12 protein-coding genes are annotated in these 15780 nt (G+C 69.0%); 5 read left to right on the top strand and 7 right to left on the bottom strand.

The annotated features are described in order from the left end of the window. Positions 1-96 precede the first annotated feature (96 nt). The 3 genes from AB0K09_RS02190 to AB0K09_RS02180 all read left to right on the top strand — a co-directional run bounded on the left by AB0K09_RS02190 (position 97) and on the right by AB0K09_RS02180 (position 4183). Entirely contained in the window at positions 97-897 is an 801-nt protein-coding gene (locus AB0K09_RS02190) for a helix-turn-helix transcriptional regulator (protein ID WP_366063308.1), read from the top strand. Between the two features lie 8 nt (positions 898-905). After that, positions 906-1094, top strand: coding sequence for a DUF397 domain-containing protein (locus tag AB0K09_RS02185; RefSeq protein WP_366063307.1), 189 nt, complete (start codon positions 906-908; stop codon positions 1092-1094). Positions 1095-2224: 1130 nt separating this feature from the next. Beyond that, positions 2225-4183 carry a hypothetical protein gene (locus AB0K09_RS02180; protein WP_366063306.1) on the top strand — a complete coding sequence of 653 codons (1959 nt, stop codon included), beginning with the start codon at positions 2225-2227 and terminating at the stop codon, positions 4181-4183. A 51-nt stretch (positions 4184-4234) separates the two neighbouring features. On the opposite strand, the gene AB0K09_RS02175 is transcribed toward AB0K09_RS02180, so the two are convergent. From AB0K09_RS02175 to lhgO, 6 genes are all read right to left on the bottom strand, one after another. Then, entirely contained in the window at positions 4235-5422 is a 1188-nt protein-coding gene (locus AB0K09_RS02175; RefSeq protein WP_366063305.1) for a DNA cytosine methyltransferase, read from the bottom strand. A 128-nt stretch (positions 5423-5550) separates the two neighbouring features. Next, on the bottom strand, positions 5551-6555 hold the full coding sequence (gene dcm, locus AB0K09_RS02170) for a DNA (cytosine-5-)-methyltransferase (RefSeq protein ID WP_366063304.1): 1005 nt from the start codon (positions 6553-6555) through the stop codon (positions 5551-5553). A 109-nt stretch (positions 6556-6664) separates the two neighbouring features. Beyond that, on the bottom strand, positions 6665-7051 hold the full coding sequence (locus AB0K09_RS02165) for a very short patch repair endonuclease (protein ID WP_366063303.1): 387 nt from the start codon (positions 7049-7051) through the stop codon (positions 6665-6667). 325 nt (positions 7052-7376) lie between these two features. Then, on the bottom strand, positions 7377-7853 hold the full coding sequence (locus AB0K09_RS02160) for a very short patch repair endonuclease (RefSeq protein WP_366063302.1): 477 nt from the start codon (positions 7851-7853) through the stop codon (positions 7377-7379). Positions 7854-7905: 52 nt separating this feature from the next. Next, entirely contained in the window at positions 7906-8700 is a 795-nt protein-coding gene (gene trmB, locus AB0K09_RS02155; RefSeq protein ID WP_366063301.1) for a tRNA (guanosine(46)-N7)-methyltransferase TrmB, read from the bottom strand. 64 nt (positions 8701-8764) lie between these two features. After that, positions 8765-10015 (bottom strand): L-2-hydroxyglutarate oxidase, encoded by a 1251-nt coding sequence (gene lhgO, locus AB0K09_RS02150; RefSeq protein WP_366063300.1) that lies wholly within the window; start codon positions 10013-10015, stop codon positions 8765-8767. A gap of 196 nt (positions 10016-10211) precedes the next feature. On the opposite strand from lhgO, the gene AB0K09_RS02145 reads away from it, so the two are divergent. Next, entirely contained in the window at positions 10212-11645 is a 1434-nt protein-coding gene (locus AB0K09_RS02145; protein ID WP_366063299.1) for a PrsW family intramembrane metalloprotease, read from the top strand. 70 nt (positions 11646-11715) lie between these two features. On the opposite strand, the gene AB0K09_RS02140 is transcribed toward AB0K09_RS02145, so the two are convergent. Then, the gene (locus tag AB0K09_RS02140; protein WP_366063298.1) at positions 11716-13158 is read right to left on the bottom strand and encodes an MFS transporter; all 1443 of its coding nucleotides are present in this window, start codon (positions 13156-13158) and stop codon (positions 11716-11718) included. An 830-nt stretch (positions 13159-13988) separates the two neighbouring features. On the opposite strand from AB0K09_RS02140, the gene AB0K09_RS02135 reads away from it, so the two are divergent. Next, a partial coding sequence (locus AB0K09_RS02135; protein ID WP_366063297.1) for an asparagine synthase-related protein occupies positions 13989-15780 on the top strand: 1792 nt, incomplete at its 3' end.

Genomic DNA, 15780 nt, shown 5'->3' with positions numbered 1-15780 from the left:
ACTGAGGCGCGGCACACTTGTCGCGCAACCAGGAGAGGGACTTCGATGCCACCCCGGAGCAGTCCAACGGCCAGGCAGGCGCGGATCGGTACGGAGTTGCGCAAGCTCCGCGAAGCCTCCGGTCTGCCGGCGCGCGCCGCCGGTGATCTACTCGGTGGGAATCAAGCGCAGATCAGCCACATCGAGTCAGGCCGCTGGGGCGTCAGCGCCGAGCGCGTGCGCAGACTCGCGAACTTCTACTCCGCCAGCGATGCGAAGCTGATCGACGCGCTGTGCGCCATGGCTGAGGAGCGCGGCAAGGGGTGGTGGGAAGCCTACAGGGGAGTGCTTCCAGTTGGGTTTCTGAACATCGCGGAGCTCGAACACCACGCGACGTTTCTCCGTGCGTTTCAGACTCTCACCGTGCCTGGAATCTTCCAGACCGAGGATTACGCTCGGATCATTTTCAGCGGCCGCATCCCCGAGCTTCCGCGCGATGAGCTCCAGGCGCGAATCGAGCACCGTATGAGGCGCCGGGCTATTTTCGAACGGCCAACCCCGCCGCCCTTCGAAGCGATCATCCACGAGGCGGCACTCCGCGTCCTTTACGGCGGGCGCAAGGTGGCCCATGAGCAGCTGCGATTCCTGCTGGAGGTCTCGGAGTGGCCCACCGTGACGATCAGGGTCATCCCCTTCTCCACAGAGGAGTTCATCGGCTCCGCGCAGACGATGCTCTACGCGGGAGGGGTGGTGCCGCAGCTGGACACCGTTCAGCTTGATTCGGCCTTCGGCTCCGTCTTCCTGGACGCGAATGCGCAGCTTGCCAGCTATCGGGCCGTGTACGACGCGCTCGAACGGGTGACGCTCGGGGTTGCCGAGTCGCGTGACGTCATCAACCGTATCGCGAAGGAATTGTGAGTAGCGCGATGAGCGCACATATAGCGTGGCAGAAGTCTTCGTTCTCCGAGTCCGAGGGAAGCTGTGTAGAGCTCGCCTGGCACGAAGGGGCGATCGTCATGAGAGAGGGCGACATTCCTGAGCTGATTATTCGGATGGCCCCGGACAGAATAAGAACGCTCCTTGCTGCAGTAAAGGAACTCCGGCTGACCTCCTAGCCCGCTGACTTTCAACTTGCCTCCGGGGGTATGCGTGCACTGGCATATGCCGTCTCACGGGTGGCTTGGGCTAATGCCTGTGCCTACTGGATGATGGACACTATGTTCGCGACAGCGTTCTCACCCCCGGCCCGTCCGTGCCCCGACTGAGCGGCGCTTGCGGACCATCTTTTCCCTGTCGAGCCGCAGGTCGAGACGCCGCTCTACACGATCGAGGGCGTCGTCGACGGGATGTACGCGCAAGTCGACGGTGACTGTGGCGGATGAGGACGTCATACGCGGCTCCTGCCGTTACGCCTTCTGATGGTCCCTTACGACACGAGGTAGGTGGGTCTTCGCCGACACCCTGATGCGCTGGACGATTGCGTCGCAAATGGCCAATCACCCATAAAAGGGAACCGTCGCGTGAACGACACCACCGGCGCCGCTCTGCGCACACCTTGGCTGACCAGCTCGCAGAGGGCAACTGGCCTCGCGGCTTCCTGGGAACCGCGGTCGAGGCCGTACTGCCGGAGGACTTCATGGGCGTGCGGTCCCCCGGCCCAGCAGCGCCTCCGGACCGACGATGGGGCTTTCCCCGGCGAAGGCCCCGACACCGGGAAGCGGGCGGTCTGGGCCGACGAGAACGAGACATGAGCAGCACATGCCTCCCGGATCGTCGCTGAGCAGGCCACTGCTGCTTTCGGAGGGTGCCCATCTCTTCTCCAGGTGTTTGAACTTGCTGTCCAGACGGTCGAATGGACTAGCGCTGGCCCCGGGTGTTCGCATCCTCGAGGCGGCACCGGACGGGCAGCTCGACAACCTTCCTGCCGCTCGGGCTGGGAGAGGCGAACGACGCCTGGGCCGAGTGCTTGAGGTCGCGATCAGCACCGATGGGCTGTCCGGACGGCCCGGCGCCGGCTGCCGGACCTTGTCTGGCCTGTGACAGATTCGCCTTCTGCAGTGTCAGTCCACGCTCCCTCGGCACCGTCGATGTCTGCAGGGCTTCGACATCGTTCTGACGGGGAAGTAGGCGAAACTGGCCGGAAGTTGCTGCAACACAGCCAAGTTCATGTCTACTCTGTCATCGGCAAGGGCGATGGCTCTTGCTGAGGCTTCTAGGGCTGAGGCTCTAGGGGAGGAGGACTGGCGTGCCCAGGTATGTCCATGTACCCACTGAAGCGACGCACCAGCTGATCCGGCAGGCGTATGAGGCCGGCGGTGCCTACCAGTGGGCCCGTGAAGCGTGGAAGAACTCTCAGGAGAGCTCCGCATCGATCATCCAGTTCGGGATCGAGGAACAGGCGGCCGAGCGGCTTGGCGTCCTGCGCCGGACGATCATGGACAACGGTGAGGGGATGCGCCCCGATAATCTCAAGGACTTCCTCACCTCGTTTGGCGGTGGCGGCAAGCCCATCGGGATGGATCAGAACTTCGGCCAGGGCTTCAAGTCCTCGGTACTTCCGTGGAATCCCTACGGCGTTGTCGTCATCAGCTACACCACTGAGGCACCCGATGGCGCCATGCTGTGGATCCATAGAGACGCCCAGGGCAACTACGCGCTCCGGGAATGGGAAGCTCAGGACGAGACCGGCAGTTTTGTCGGGTACAAGGACGTCGTGGCGCCCTTCGATGACGCCGAGCATGGCTGTCACTGGGGCAAGATCCGCCCTGGCTGGATGGCCACAGGCACCATCATGGTGCTGCTCGGAGCATCTGCGAAGAGCGATACGTGGCAAGGCGATCCTGACCCCTCACGACGGGAGACCGTCGACGGTTTGATCAGGTACTTGAACGGCCGGCTCCTGGATGTCCCACTACAGGGCGACGAGCCGATCGAGACGACCGTGATGGATCTGTACACCAGGAAGAGCGCGGAGCGTCGGGCAAGCCGGGACAAAACGATTACGCTGCCCGACGGCGAGGAGAAGGTTTGGAGGCCGAGGAGAATCCATGGCCTCCGGCACTTCATCCCTGACTCCGCCCTGACCGGCGTTGTCCCCGTGGACAACCACGGTACAACTGCCGAGTGGTTCTACATCCCTGAGCCCGAGGCTCCCGTGGGCGGCTCCGCGGACTACGTCAGTCAGCGGCCCGTAGTAGCTGTGGACTATCAAAGCGAGGTCTACCACGCAGAGTCCACGAAGAGCAGGTACAGGCAGTTCGGCATTACCGATGAAATCAAGGACCGGACCTGGCTCATCCTCCACCCGCCTGTTTATAGCGACAGTCGGCATACGGAGTGGGGAATCATCACCCAAGCCTCAAGGAATATGCTTCTGAGCAAAGGCGGGTTGGAGCTGCCGTGGGAGCAATGGGGGGATGCCTTCTTCGAGAGGTTCCCTGACGAATTGGCAAAGGCTCGGGATGCCGTGCGAGCCGGAAAGTTCAGCAAGAACGACCCCTCGATCGCGAAGAATCTCTCCCGCATCTTGGACCGCTTGAACCCTCGCTTCAAAGCGTCGCGCGTACTGAGCTCGGCAGTGGGCCTCGTCATGGGGTTCCCTGCAGGGGCGAGTGAAGCGAGGCTTGCGGCTGAAGGGAGTGGCCCGAGCAATCGTCAAGGGGCTTCCAGCCGGACGGATGGAGTGCCGAGCCCACGGCAGATTCTCGTACCCGCGGTCGCTGGTAGCGTCGCCGGAAGTTCGGCGCGCGTACGCGGCGGTTACCCGTCGTTCCAGTGGAAGACATTCGAGGACGATGAGGCCAAGTACCTGGTGCAGTACAACCCCAAAGACACATTGACTGTCGACGGGGCCCAATCCCGCGGGGTGGTGTTCCTTAATGAGCGCCACCCTGTCTTCGTCCAGGAGTGCAGCTACTGGGCCGATCAGGTCTGGCCGAAGGCCGACCCGGCAGAGGTGCACAAGCTCGTCCGGCGGGTCTACGGCGAGGAAGCAGTTGCTCACGTCGTCCACGCTCAGCGTCTCAACGGTACTTTCGTGGCGAAGACCAAGGACGGCGACCCAGTGGTGATAGGCGAGGAGGACGTGCAGGACCTGCTGACACCGCAAGCTCTGTCGGCTGCCCTCCTGGGGCTGATCAATGTCGAGCAGCGAATGCTTACTCAGGGTGGTGGGCAGTTCGGGAGCAAGGCGAACGCCCAGTAGGAGCCTCTGGGTGCGTTGCCTGTGGACCGGCAACGCACCCATGTGGTGACCCTAGCGATCGAGGTGTTGGTGGATGTTCCTTGCCAGCGCCTCGGCGAGGCCGACGGGGACCGCATTGCCGATCTGGCGTGCGATGTCGACTTTGGTGCCGCACCAGTTGAAGTGCTCAGGGAACCCCTGGATCAGAGCTGCCTCAAAGTGCGTGATGGGTCGGTGCTCAGTAGGGTGGAGATATCTTCCCTTTTCCGGCTTGAAGAACTCTGTCCGGATCGTTACTGATGGGGCGTCAAGGCGGAGCCTGCCCATGACGTCATTGGAACCCGAGTTGTGGCGGTCCCAGCTTTCTGTTGAAAGATAAACCATTTCCCCGTCGATCTTCGCATATTTACCGCGAAGGTCGAGTCGGTTCCCTCCCGGGGGGATTGCCTTGTACCTGGCAATAGAAAGCGGTTTTGGGTTTCTGCCGATGTGCAGTTCATGCGTCTTGTAGACGCCGGGTACATCATCGTGCCCAAGGACTTCGCAGGTCCGGTCGGGAAGGTCTGTCGCCGCCGGTGGCTGCGCACTCTTTCGGAATATTTCCTTCACGGTTTCCCAGGGCAGCTTATCCGGGCGCTCGAAAAGAGCCGTGCTTCGTTCCCGGTAATGGGATGCCTTGGGAAATCCGAGTGGCTCGAGGTCCTTGCGTGTCGCAATCACGATGGCTCGTCGCCTGGCCTGAGGCACGCCGAAATCGGCTGCATTGAGAACAGTGGGAGGTGTCAGACGGTAATTGCGGAGGTGGCCTCTCTCGGCGGATGCCTTCAGGGCTCGGTACTCCGGAGAATTGAAAAATCGTTCGACGTTCTCGATGACGAAAATTTTCGGTTCGAGAACGGATACAACCCTCGCGTATTCTCTCCAGAGCTTATTTCTGGGATCCTCTGGATCTCCTTTTCCGAGCCCGGAGAAACCCTGGCAGGGCGGCCCTCCCAGGATCACGTCCACCTTGCCCGCGTAAGGGGATGCGTCCCACTCCTTGATATCGCCGGCGAAAACTTCGGCGGTACCCCCGTTCAGGGGGGAGAAGTTCATCGCGTAAGTTGCGGCGGCTGCCAGGTTGAACTCGACTGCGGCGATCGACCGGAACGGTGACCGTTGCCCCTCGGCCGGTTCGTACGAGTGAAACCCCTGGGTGAAGCCCCCACACCCGGCGAATAGATCGACGACGTTGATCGGGCGGTCGGTGCGGAGGGTCATGGTACGTAGAGTATAGAGCGCCGTTGACCCGACTTACGTCGGCTCAAACCCGGTGCATCGGGAGGTTTCGGTTGCTGCTGACACATGGTTGATCCTCGGAGCTCTCCGGTTGCGGATGAAGGCGCGGCTCAAGCCGCCTTGCGGGCCGGGTCCTGCAGCGCCTCGGCTATGGACTCGGCCACAGCGCAGGCGACTGGGGGTGGGAAGGCGTTGCCGACCTGCTTGGAGCGTGCTGTCTTGCCGCCCGCGAAGCGCCAGTCGGTCGGGAACCCCTGCAGGAGAGCGGCCTGCTCGGTGGTCAGCCGGGGAAACCCCTCCCAGCCGTTGTCGCCCTGGCCTTCGCTGAGTACGAAATCGTGGGCGGGAACATCATCGGCGTACGAGTTGCCGTTGACACCCAGCCGAGCCCAAGCCACCTTTGCCCTGCGGGGCCCCAGGTCTCCTCCGCCATGCTTTTCGGATCCGCCGACTATTGTGGGAGCGACGTCATTGGCATTGGCGGCCCATTTCGCTGCACCGGCCCAGCCCCGTGCGGCCATTGATGAAGCCAGGGCTTCTCCGACGGTCGGGGGGAGGTCCATCTGCAGAGGCCAGCGGAAGACTTGCTGCACGTCCTCTCGAAGGGCCACTATCAGGGCTCGTTCCCTGCGTTGTGGAACACCGAATTGCTGGGCGTCGAGTATTTGCATGTATACCTTGTATCCCAGCCTTGCAAGGTCGGATGCCACGCGTGCACGTTCGGCTGCGAATCTATTGCCCCGGAGTAGAGTGGGTGCATTTTCAAGCATGACGGCACGTGGCGACAATGCTTCGATGAGGCGCAGAGCCTCGGGAAATAGGTCGCGTTCGTCAGTTTCGCCAAGCTGCTTGCCGGCGATGGAGTAGGGGGTGCAGGGGACCCCGCCGGCGAGCAAATCCACTACGCGACCCGCAATGAACGCGGGATCGAACTGGCGCACATCGGTCTCAAATACTGACCAGTCCGGCCGGTTCATGCGCAATGTCGCGCATGCATGTTTGTTGTACTCCACAAGGCCGACGTGGCCGAAGCCGGCTCGCTCGACGCCCAGCGCCTGCCCCCCTGCTCCTGCACAAATCTCCAACGACGTCAGCCCGTTGCTCATGAACGCCATGACGGCTCCCCACCGGTCGAAGGTGGGTAGAGCCTAGTGGACATGTCTGACAGGTGGGCCTGACCTGCGAGCCTTCATCCGGACGCTTGAGGTGGCAATGAGCGGGGCGTCAGGGCCGTCGTCCCCGCGCCTTGTCGACTGTGAGGGCAATCCTGTCGGCGACCTCGGTTGGTGGTTCGTGCTCCCAGAAGCGGAGCACCAGCCAACCGAGTGATGCAAGGTGTTCGCTCGTCTCGATGTCCCGGGCCTGATTGCGCGAAAGCTTCTGCTGCCACCATGCAGCATTGGCGCGCGGGCTGGAGGAGTGCAGCGGGCAGACATGCCAGAAGCAACCATCCAGGAAGACGGCGACCTTGGGCCCAGGGAAGGCGATGTCGATCGTGCGACGCCGGAGGCCGGGAACGGGGAAGTGCAAGCGGTATCGATAGCCCGCGGCGTGAAGGCGACGCCTGACAACCAGCTCAGGGTTGGTATTCCGGCTGGCCTGTCGGCTCATCCGGAGTGACACACCCGGCGAGGACGGTATGGCTCGCACATGTCCAGTGTGCCAGCAGCGCGCTGTCCGGCGTCTAGCGATGTCGCATATGTCGACGCACGGCGCCGGTCGAACTGTCGTGCCGAGCTGGTGTACCTCGAGGGGTAACCAGAACGTCTGTTTCACGTCAGGGCAGGGGTGTGAGCTGCACTGACAAGCCGCAGATGCCGGCAGAATCATGTGAGCTACGAGATCTACGGCTGAAGGCTGATAGCAGCGCTCCCGCAGGGACCTTCAGCTCAGGCTGCGAGGCCTGGATGCTGTAGGAATGCTGACCGGGACTGGGCTACCTCCGGTCGCGCCTAGGGCAGGGAATGCTGGCACGCCTCTGCCGGACGGCATCGACGATCTGGAGGCAGCAAGCGTCTGAGGACTCGTGCTCCCAGAAGCGGAGTACGAGCCAGCCGGCTGCAGTGAGTTGCTCGTTGGTGTCTCGGTCGCGCGCCATGTTGCGCGCGACTTTGTCCGACCAGTAGCCGGTATTTGTCCGTGGCGATACGTAGTGCTCCGGGCAGCCGTGCCAGTAACAGCCGTCGATGAAGACGGCCACCTTCACCGGGCGGAACACGAGGTCCGCCGTCCGGCGAAGGCCAGGCAGAGGACGGGCATGAAGCCGGTACCGCAAGCCCTGGGCGTGGACCAGGCGCCGGATGAGCTGCTCAGGTTTGGTGTCCTGGCTACGGACGGCCTGCATGTTGCGCCGGCGGGCAGCCGAGGAGGCCCAGGAGCCAGGCGGCGCGATCCAGTCGGATTCTTCGGGCACGCTTCAGAGGGTAATGGGGCGCGGGAGGCCACTGCGTCCCGCGCCTGAGTGCTTACTCCGCCGCCCGCCGCCGGAACAGCAGGTCGTGGACGACGTGCCCCTTGTCCAGGCCCTGGCCCTCGAAGCGGGTCAGCGGCCGGAAGTCCGGGCGGGGGGCGAAGCCGCCGTCCGGCTGGGTGTTCTCGAAGTCGGGGCTCGCGGTCAGGACCTCGAGCATCTGCTCCGCGTACGGCTCCCAGTCCGTGGCGCAGTGCAGCAGCGCGCCCGGGGCCATGCGTGTGGCGGCCAGGGCCAGGAACTCCGGCTGGATCAGGCGCCGCTTGTGGTGGCGCTTCTTGGGCCAGGGGTCCGGGAAGTAGACGCGGATTCCGGCGAGGGCGTCGGGGGCGAGCATCTCGCGCAGCAGGATGATCGCGTCGCCGTTGGCGACCCGGACGTTGTTCAGCCCGTTGCGCTCGGCGAGGCCGAGCAGATTGCCCTGGCCGGGCGTGTGCACGTCACAGGCGAGGATGCCGGTGCCGGGGTCGGCGGCGGCCATCTGCGCGGTGGCCTCGCCCATGCCGAAGCCGATCTCCAGGACGACCGGGAGGTCCGGGTCGCCGAAGAGCTCGCCCAGGTCGAGGCGGCTGAGCCCGTCGATGTCCAGGCCCCACTGGGGCCACAGGCGGCGCAGCGCGTCGCCCTGCCCGGTGGTCACCCGGCTGCGGCGCGGCTGGAAGGAACGGATGCGGCGCTCGTGGTGCGAGCCCGCCGGATCCGGCGCCGGGCCGTCGGGGAACATCGGCTCCCGCCGCGCGCGGGGCGGGGCGGGGCTGGTCACTGGGGTGGGGGTGAGGTTCTCGGACACAGTTCCTCCATAGTACGGGCGCGACCGCGAAGCCCTCCGGGTCCGCGGAACCACCGCCCGGCCCTCAGTCCAGCTGCGCCAGCACCCTCCGCGCCACCTCCCGCCCGATCGGCAGCGAGGCCGTGGCCGCCGGGGACGGGGCGTTCAGCACGTGCACCATGCGCGGGGACTCCGCGAAGAGGAAGTCGTCGACGAGCGTGCCGTCCCGCAGCACGGCCTGCGCCCGCACCCCGCTCGGCGCGGGTATGAGATCGTCCGGCGTCACATCGGGCAGCAGCCTCCGCACCGCCTCCGTGAAGGCGCGCTTCGACAGCGAGCGCCGCACCTCCTCGGCCCCGTACCGCCAGTGGCGGCGGGCGAGCCGCCAGGCGCCCGGCCAGGTCAGGCTGTCGCCCAGCTCGGCCGGGCGGACCGTGCGCCGCTCGTACCCCTCGCGGGCCAGGGCCGGCACGGCGTTCGGCCCGAGGTGGACCCGGCCGTCGATGCCGCGCGTCAGGTGCACGCCCAGGAACGGGAAGGCCGGGTCCGGCACCGGATAGATCAGGCCCCGCACCAGATCCGTGCGCTCCGGGACCAGCTCGAAGTACTCCCCGCGGAAGGGGATGATCCGCACGCCAGGGTCGTCGCCGGCGAGGCGGGCCAGCCGGTCGCTGTGCAGCCCGGCACAGTTGACCAGGGCCCGCGCACGCAGCACCTCACCCCGGCCCGTACGCACCGCCACGGCCCCCGGCCGGCGCCCGACGACCCGTACCTCCGCGTCGTACCGGACGACCGCGCCCGCCTCCTCGGCGAGGCGGGCCAGCGTGCGCGCCACCGCGCCGAAGTCGCACACGCCCGTCGTACCGACGTGGATGGCGCCGATGCCGCGCACCGCCGGCTCGTGCTCGGCCATCTGGGCGGGGCCCAGCTCGCGCACGGGAATGCCGTTCTCCCGGCCGCGCTGCACCAGGGCGTGCAGCCGGGGCAGCTCCTCGCGCGCGGTGGCGACGATGAGCTTGCCGGTCACCCGGTGGGGCAGGCCGTGCTCGGCGCAGAACCGCACCATCTCGGCCGCGCCGCTCACCGCCAGCCGCGCCTTCCAGGAACCCGGCCGGTAGTAGATGCCGCTGTGGATCACTCCGCTGTTGCGCCCGGTCTGGTGCCGGGCCGGGCCGGACTCCTTCTCCAGGACGGTGACCCGCGTGCCCGGCGCGGCGCGCGTGATCGCGTAGGCCGTCGAGAGGCCCACGATTCCACCGCCGACGACCAGCACGTCGCAGTCGCCGTCGTAGCCCTCGCCGTAGCCGTGCCCGTACGCGCCGTACGTCGCCGTCACCGCCTCACCACCCCGCGCCTGCCGCCGCGGCGCTTCCCCAACGCCTGACCACCCACGACGTCCATCATGGCCTGTGCCACTGACATTCGGTCGCCACATGGCCATTCACGTGCGACTTCACCATTCCTCCACCCTGGCCGGACGCGGCACGCGAATCCCGGCGCCGACGCCCCCGCCCCTTCGTTAGGGTCATCGGGTGCATGAGTCCCCACCATCTCCGCCCCAGCTGCCGGACGCCGCCCGGCAGCACTACAAACCGCGCCGCGTCCTGTGGGACTCGCTGTGGGACAACAAGGCGGTACGCGCCGGCGTGCTCATCCTGCTCCTCGGCCTCTGCGGTCTGATCATCCTGGCCCTGGTCCGCGAACAGACCGGCACCGAGGGCTTCCTGGTCGGCCTGGGCCTGGCGGTCCTGCCCGTGCCGCTGCTCATAGCCGCGTTCCGGTGGATGGGCGGGGTCGAGCCGAAGCCCTGGCGCAACCTCGTCTTCGCCTTCGCGTGGGGCGCCTGCGCGGCCACCCTGGTGGCACTGCTCGCCAACGGCTACGCCACGAAGTGGCTGCTGAACACGATCGACGTCGCGCAGCGCTCCGACGGGGACAAATACGGTGCGACGTTCGTCGCCCCGGTCGTCGAGGAGAGCGCGAAGGGCGCGGCGATCCTGCTGCTCTTCCTCTTCCGGCGGCGCGACTTCAACGGCATCGTCGACGGCGTCGTCGTCGCCGGCATCACGGCGACGGGCTTCGCCTTCACCGAGAACATCCTCTACCTGGGCAACGCCTTCGCCTCCGACCAGAACTTCGGCTACTCCGGCCTCCAGTCGGTGACGGCGGCGACGTTCTTCATGCGCGTCCTGATGTCGCCGTTCGCCCACCCGCTCTTCACGTCGATGACGGGCCTCGGCTTCGGCTTCGCCGCCACGCTGGCCGCGCGCCGCCGGTTCCTGCGCGTCGTCGCCCCGCTGGGCGCGCTGCTCACGGCGATGTTCCTGCACGGAGTCTGGAACGGCTCGGCGGCCTTCGGCGGCGCCGGCTTCCTCGCGGTGTACGCGCTGTTCATGGTCCCGGTCTTCGGCCTGCTGACCTGGCTGACGATCTGGTCGCGCCAGAACGAGCTGCGCGTCATCCGGGCCCACCTCCAGGCCTACCAGGCCGCCGGCTGGTTCACCCCGCCGGAGCCCCTCGCGCTGTCCTCGATGCGCGCCCGCGGCATCGCCCGCGACGTCGCCCGCCGCTCCCCCGCCGGCACGGCCGCGGTCCGCACCGTCGCGGAGTACATATCCTTCGCGACCTCGCTCGCCTTCCTGCGCCACCGCGCCTACCGCGGCATCGCCGAGCCCGACTTCCAGGCCCGCGAACAGGAGCTCCTGCACCGCCTCTGGCAGCGCAAGGACACGGCCCAGCCTGCCCTGGCCCAGGCGGTCACGGTGGCCCCGCCGCCGGCCTTCGCGATGCCGATGCCCTGGCCGGGCGCCGGCCCCCAACCGGGCTGGGCACCGCCGCCCCAGGGCTGGCCGGCCCCGACGGCCGCGCCGGGCCGGCCGGGCGCGTGGACGCCTCAGCCGGGCAGCGGCCCGGGCGCACCGGGAGGACCCGGGGCTTGGCCACCGCCGGGGGGATGGGGCCGCTGAGACGGTGCGAGGGCCTGGGGGTCAGCCTCCAGGCCCTCGCGCATTCGCGAGGCGGGTACGAGCTAACGGCTCACGCCGGCGCCACCAGCAGCGGCCTGGCCCGTTCCCGCAGTTCCACCACGCGCGGCTCGTTGCCGTACGGCTCCAGCCGGTGCAGCAGGTCGCGTACGTACTCCGTCGTACGGGCCGAGGAGATGCGGCCCGCGACCTCCACCGCTCGGGTGCCCGCGGCGCAGGCCGCGTCGAGGTTGCCGGATTCCAGCTCGGCGACGGCGGAGACGACCAGGCGCAGGCCGTGGGAGCGTACGAATTCCTCGGTGGGGCGGGAGAGCGCCTGTTCGGTGAAGCGCTGGACCTGGCGGGGCATGCGGAGGTCGCGGTAGCACTCGGCGGCGTCGGCCGCGAAGCGTTCCTGGGTGTAGAAGTCGAGCCAGGAGGGGTCGGGGTCGCCCGGGCGGGCGCGCTCCAGCCAGCCTTCGGCGGCCTTGAGGGCGGCGCCGCAGGCGGGGGCGTCGCCGGCCTTGGCCTGGGCGCGGGCCTCGACGAGGCGGAAGAAGCTCATCGTGCGGGCGGTGGCGAGGCCGCGATTGCGTTCGGAGGCGGCCTGGGCGAGGTCGACGCCCTCGTCGGCGCAGCCCCGGTAGGTGGCCTGCAGGCTCATGGAGGCCAGGACGTAGCCGCCGAGCGGGACGTCGGCGGCGGCGCGGGCCAGGCGCAGGGCCTGGATGTAGTAGCGCTGGGCGGCCTCCTGCTGGCCGGTGTCGAAGGCCATCCACCCGGCCAGCCGGGTGAGTTCGGCGGCGGCGCCGAAGAGCGCGCGGCCGACCTCGTCGCTGTACCAGCCGAGCAGCAGTGGCGCGGCGTCGACGCGCAGGCACTCGGGCACCATGGAGGAACGCCAGTCGCCGCCGCCGTACTTGGAGTCCCAGCGGCGGGCGTCGTCCGCGGCCTCGCGGAGCTTGGAGACGTCGCTGTGGCCGACACGCTGCGGTAAACCGCAGTCCGGGCCGGTGCCGTGGTCGCCGGCGGCCTGGTGCGGTTCGCGGGCGACGGAGGTGTCGGCGGGCGTAATGAGCCACCGCGAGGCGGGCGTGGAGTACGCGCTGACGGAGAACGAACCGGCCAGGCTCTGCCAGATGCCCCCACCGCCGCGCCGACCGGCGAAATCGAGCCGGTACAGCTCGGTCGCCGCGCGCACCGCCTGGCCGACATCGCGCGGAAAGGAGAGCCCCACCTCCGGCGCTGGATCGGCGTCGGCGAGCCCGATCTCGTGGAGCGGAACGGGCCGGCCGAGCTTGGCCGCTATGGCGGCGGCGATCAGATGGGGCGCCGCGCCCTGCGGGATCATGCCCTTGGACACCCAGCGGGCGACGGACGTCTTGTCGTAGCGAAGGGTCAATCCGCGCTGCGCACCCAGGTCGTTGACCCGGCGGGCGAGTCCGGCGTTGCTGATCCCGGCGAGCGCAAGGAGAGTGCCCAGCTTCTCGTTCGGCCCGCGTGGCTCCCTGGACATGCGCACCCCTCGACACGACCGTGATACGACCGCCCGCCCCGGCATAGGCACGAGGCATTCGTAAACCCAGCGTAGTTCGCCGCATCCCGACCGTTAAGAGGTGTTGTCCCGGATGGCGAGATTCTGGTCCGTATGTGCGTGCACGGAGGGGCACGTGCTCCGGTTGTGTGTGGCAGTGCGCCCACCGTGCGCTCTGTCCTGGCCACCGCGGGGACGGTTCCATGGAGGGGCGTGGGTTGGCCCGCTGCACTCGATCCAGTGGGCTGGGGGAAGCCGTCGCCTCATTCCCCGCGGGCGACGGAACGGACCGGGGGGTGGTCTCCGCCTCCCGGTCCGTGCTGCCCCGGGGGTGTGCGACGCCGCGCGGGAGCAGCTCGGAGGGGTTCGGCCCGCGGCCGGCCGCGGCGCGCAGCACCTTGCGGGGAGGGCGAGTTCACCGGTCGGCCGGTCCGCGTCCGGTGGAAGCACCACGCGAGTGCGCCCCCTTACGGAGCGCATCCACGGCGCACCCTGATTTTGGCCGGATCCGGCCGTACGGGCCGACAGGGTCCGGGCGTTGTACGGATGGCGGCGGACGGGCGGCAGGCGGGCGGCGCGCCCGGGCTCGGCCGGGGGCAGGCCGGGGGTGTCCGGCGGTGACGGTCCGTCACTTCGCCCCGGCATGAGGTGAGTTGGGCGCGACCCATGTGCCGCCCGCAATCAATGTGTTGCCTGTCGGATGTCGAAACCGTCGCCTCGCTGTGCATGATGACTGCTACCGATGATTGCCACCGGCGACGTTGCCCGCCGCCGGTTCACCCGACGGTTGTCCACAGCCTGTGGAGGCGGCGATGCGCTGGTTGGTGGGGTGGAGCCGCGGCGCCGCCGCCGGGGCGGACGACGGCGCCGACGGGCCCACCGTCCATCCCGTCGGCGCACAGCTGCTCTGGGGCGACCCCGCGCCCCTGTGGGCCGTCGGCGACTGGCGGCCCGACGAGGTACGGGTCGTCCGCGCCGATCCGCGCGGCCCCTCCGCCGCCGCCGCCGACACCCGCCTCGCCGTACTGGGCCGCTGCGGCGCGAGCGACGAAGCCCTGCGCACCGGACTGCTCGCCGCGCGCGGCGGCGCCCTGCGCCATCTGACCGCCTGGCCCGGCAGTTACACCGCCGTCGCCCAGGTCGGGCGGCGGCTGACCGTCGTCGGCGATCTGGCCGGCGCGCGGCCCGTCTTCCACGCCGCCTGGGCCCACGGCACCGCCTACGCCACCGCCGCCCTGCCGCTCGCCGACCTCATCGAGGCCCAGCTCGACATCGGCCACCTCGCCGCGCTGCTCGCCTGCCCCGACTCCCCCGAGGCCCTCGGCGACGGCACGCCCTACGCCGGCGTACGGCGCGTACCGCCCGGCCACGCGCTGGTCCTGCGCGACGGCGCGCGGGACGTCACCGCGTACGAGCCCACCGCCTCGCTCGCCGTCGCCGCACCCCAGCTCGACGCCCGGGAAGCCGTCATGGGCGTGCGGGACGCCCTGGTCGAGGCCGTACGGGTACGGCTGGACGCCCCGCGCCACGCGCCCTCGCACGCCTACCTCGGCCGCGATCCCGGGCCCGTACCCGGCATGGGCCCCGCCCAGCGGCGCGCCGCGCGCGGCGGCGGCCCCGCGCCCGGCCTCGGCGCCGACCTCTCCGGAGGCAGCGCCTCCGGCACGCTGGCCCTGCTCGCCGCCGGGCTCCCGGGCGTGCCGGGCACGCACGCCGGCCTCGGCGCCGGGGGCGGGGAACGGCTGCTCGCCGTCACGTTCAACGACCTCGCCCGCGACCGCGACGCCGAACTCGAACGGGCCCGCGCGATCGCCGCCGACCCCCGGCTGCGCCACGTCATCGTCGCCGCCGGCGAGGAGGCCCTGCCCTACGCCGCCCTCGACGGCGGCCCCCTGACCGACGAGCCAGGGCCCGCGCTCGTCAGCGCCGAACGCGACCGGCGGCGGCTGGCTGCCGGCAGCGCGGACCACCTCACCGGGCACGGCGCCCGGCAGGTCCTCGACGCCCACCCCGCCCGCCTCGCCGACCTGCTGATGGACCGTCGGCGCCGCCACCTGCTGCGCCCGGTCTCCGCCCTGGCCCGCGCGGACGGGCCCGCCACGCACGCGCTGTTCGTCCCCTTCACCGTCTACCGCGCCGCCCGGCGGCTGGCCCGTACGGCCTACCGGGAGGGGCTGGAGGCCGCGGCCACGGCCCTGCAGCGGCCCGGATCGGCGGACGGCTTCGGCGAGGACGGCGTGACGGGCGCGGTCGACGCCTCGCTCGCCGCCCTCACCTGGTGCCGGCCGGGTCCGGCGGCACGCTGGCTGACCGGCGAGGCACTCGCCGAAGTATCGATTCGTCTCCAGGGCGCGGCCGTCCGCCCCACGGGCCTCCCGCAACGCCCCGGCGAGCGCCGCGCCGCCGCGGCCCTCGCCCGGCACGCCGCCGACCACCGCGTCTTCGAGCAGGCCGCCGAGATCCGCAGCCAGCGCCTGCACGCGCCGTTCCTCGACAACCAGGTCGTCCGGGCGTGCCGCGCACTTCCGGCGGCCCTGCGCGTACAACCCGGGGCGCGACAGGACATCCCGTCCAGCATGGCCCGCAGACCGCCGAAGACCGCGT

Origin of the sequence: Streptomyces sp. NPDC049577 (assembly GCF_040675635.1) — a bacterium.
GTDB lineage: Bacteria > Actinomycetota > Actinomycetes > Streptomycetales > Streptomycetaceae > Streptomyces.
Note: the sequence above shows the minus strand (reverse complement) of the source record. Positions and strands in the feature narration are given on the sequence as shown.